Below are 3,762 nucleotides of genomic sequence, written 5' to 3' on the forward strand. Positions count from 1 at the left end.
CAACTGCCAGACGGTATTTGCAAGGGTAGAGGACACCACAACGGGCTGCTACGATACCACGGCCCTTGAGCTCTGCGTGGAGCAGGCCCCTGTGGCCAACGTTCCACAGCCGCTGCGCTACTGCGACCCGGACAACGACGGCTTCGGCATGTTTCCATTGGCCGATGCAGATACCGAGATCACGGGCGGTGCCGCGGGACTGACGGTCACCTACCACGAGACGTTCGCCAATGCGGACAACGACGTGGACGCACTGGACACCACTGTGGACTACAACAACATTACCGTGGACACGCAGACCCTGTATGCAAGGGTCGAGAGCGCGACCATAGCCACGGACTGTGCCACCATAGTTGAGCTGGTACTGATCGTTGAGCCGAGCCCACAGATCGTGGCCCCGACACCGTTGGAGGCATGTGACGACGCGTTGGCGGACGGATTTGCGACCTTCGACCTAACGGCCAAGGCCCCCGAGGTGCTCAACGGCCTGGACCCCGTGCAGTACACGGTAAGCTATTACCTTAGCGAGGCCGATGCCGATGCGCCGATGAACCCCATAGCCACGCCCAACGCCTTTACCAATACCGATATGGGCATGCAGACGGTCTGGATCCGCGTGGAGGACACCGATACGGTAGAGGGCTGCCACAAGGTCACCAGCCTGGAGCTTATCGTCAACCCGTTGCCGGTACTATTGCAGCCCTCACCTTTAGAGTTATGTGATGTTGACAGTCCCGGTGACGAGCAGGAGCCCTTTGACCTGGAAGATGCCAATGCAGGGATACTGAACGGACAGACGGGCATAACCCTGACCTATTACCTTACCCAGATGGACGCGGACAATGCCACCGGCCCGCTTGCAAGCCCATATGTCAACACCAGTAACCCACAGACGATCTACATAAGGGGAGAGAACGATATCACGGGCTGCCACAGCACGGTCACGCTCACCCTGAGGGTCAACCCATTGCCATCACCGGAGCAGAGCCCGGAAGCTATCGAGATCTGTGACGACGACAATGACGGTTTTGCCGAATTCGATATGACGATCCGTACAGTGGAAATCACCAATGGGGAATCGGACGTGGTGATCACCTACCACGAGACACAGGAAGACGCCGAGATGGGCGACAATGCACTGGCGAGCCCATATACCAATATCGTGGCCGGAAGCCAAATGGTCTATGTACGCTCGGAGAGCACCCTTACGGGCTGTTACAGACTGACCCTGAACACCCTGGAGCTAATCGTGGTGCCATCACCGGAAGTGCCAACGGCCCTGGACCCCATTATCATGTGTGACGATGGTCCGGACGGGATTACACAGTTCGATCTCGCACAGCGTGATGCCGACATCCTAGGTTCTCAAAACCCGGCGGATGTGATCTTGACCCACCACGTCAGTGCCGCAGATGCAGAATCGGGGGATGACCCTATAATCAATGTGGGGAACTATACCAATATATCAAACCCGCAGACCATCTATGTGCGCTTATATAATCCAACAACGGAGTGTTACGACACCGGTGAGTTCGAGCTTCAGGTAGAGCTCCCGCCAACGGCGGTGCAACCGGCACCGTTGGAGCTGTGCGACGACCTCGGGGAATCCCCGGGGGACGAGATGACCGTATTTGACCTTACGGTAAAGGACCAGGAGATCACGGGGGGCAATGCCAGTTGGTCGGTTGCGTATTACCAGAGCGATGCCGATGCCCAGGCACAGACGGGTGCGGTACCTGACCCGACACAGTATACCAACATTTCGGTGGGCGGCCTACCGGCCAATCCACAGACATTGTATGTCGTGGTGACCGATACCGATACGGGCTGTGTCGATTTTACGACCCTGACCATCAGGGTACTGCCCAACCCGACCCCGACACCAAGTGATCAGTTACCAGCTTTAGAACTATGCGACGGGACCAATACAGGTGATGGATTTGAGATATTTGATCTTACAGAGAACGAGGCCCTGTTGATCAACGGGGAGGCCGGTGTAACGGCGACCTACCACGAAACACCGGAAGATGCAGGTTCGGGAATGAACCCTATAGCAGACCCTGCGCAGTATACCAACATATCGGCCCCAGAGCAGGAGATCTATGTCAGGGTGACCAACGATATTACGGGCTGTTATGCCCTGGTGGACTTCACCGTACGTGTGAACCCATTACCGGATGTGGTAGCGGTAACGGACTTTATTCAGTGCGAGCTCAACACCGACGGCTTTGACAGTTTCGACCTCACCGGCAAGGATGCAGAGGTACTGAACGGCCAGGACCCAGCTCAGTTCATGGTAACCTACCATGTTAATTTAGCAGATGCAGAAGCGGGCATGAACGCTCTGGTGAGCCCATATACCAATACGAGCAACCCACAACGGATCTTCGTAACCATAACCAACAACGTTACGGGCTGTTCCATCAGTACGCAAAGCTTCAATATTCAGGTGGACGAGGCCGCAGAGGCCAACCCGGACATGGAACCTATCCTGTACGAAGCATGTGACGATAATATGGAAACGGATGGGAATCCAGATAACGACAGCGTACAGTTCGATCTCTCGACACAGGACGCCCAGGTACTGGACGGCCAGGATGCGAACAGCTATATCGTGAGCTACTATGCCAGTGAAGCAGATGCGGATCTGAACGTTAACCCATTACCTAACCTCTACGAAAACGTAACCAACCCACAGGTGGTCTATGCAAGGGTGGACAACAATACGCTAAGCGTCGTGCCTGTATTTTTGAACATCGCAGATCCCGGTACACCGGGACTGGATCTGGACGGTGACGGCACCGTGGACCTCTACGATACGGACGGTGATGGGGTGTTCGACCTGCTGGACGTAGACGGTGACGGGCTTTCAGATGGTATAGACAACGATGGGGACGGTGCGTTCGAGTTTGTGGACACCGATGGCGATGGCCTTGGCGACCCCGTGGACCTTAACAACGATGGGACGTTCGACAACCAACAGGACGGTTCGGTCTGTTTTGCGGTGGCACCGTTGACCCTTCAGGTGAACCCGTTGCCAAACTTTGACCTGGAGGACGGCTATATACTCTGTGTTAATACCAACGGTACGGAGATACTGGATCCTTTGGTACTGGACACGGGGCTGTCGGGTACGGACCACAGTTTTGAGTGGTCCTATAACGGGGCCGTGATCCCGGGGGAGAGCGGTCCGACACTGGCGCCAACCCAGGGAGGTACCTATAGCGTAACGGTAACGGACATTGGTACGTCCACTCAGACGAGCTGTACCAATATGGACAGTACACTGGTAACGGAAAGTGAGCCCCCGACATTGATCGCCGAGGTGACCACACAAGCTTTTGCCGATAACCACGTTATAGAGGCAGTGGCGAGCGGACCGGGGGTGTACGAGTACAGCCTGGACGGAGGCCCGTGGCAGGACAGCGGTACCTTTACCGGCGTGTCGGCGGGCGGGCACCTGGTCACCGCAAGGGACAAAAACGGCTGTGGGACGGCGACCGTGGAGGTGTTCGTGCTGGACTACCCGCTGTACTTTACCCCCAACGGCGACGGCAACCACGACACATGGAACATCGCGGGCATCGGGGCCGGTGCAAAAATTTATATATTTGACCGCTATGGGAAGCTATTGAAACAGCTCGGCCCGACGGGAACCGGATGGGACGGGACCTACAACGGCAGCCCGATGCCAACCAGCGACTACTGGTTCCTGGTCGAGTACGACGAGCCAACCAACGGAAACAGAAAAGAGTTTAAAGC

The 3,762-nt window shown here is 56.3% G+C and carries 1 protein-coding gene; it reads left to right on the forward strand.

Translation table 11 applies throughout. From position 1 onward, the window contains the following. A partial coding sequence (locus tag KCG49_RS16225; RefSeq protein ID WP_218548005.1) for a T9SS type B sorting domain-containing protein occupies positions 1-3,762 on the forward strand: 3,762 nt, incomplete at both ends.

This window comes from Winogradskyella luteola (genome assembly GCF_019203985.1).
Classification (GTDB): domain Bacteria; phylum Bacteroidota; class Bacteroidia; order Flavobacteriales; family Flavobacteriaceae; genus Winogradskyella; species Winogradskyella luteola.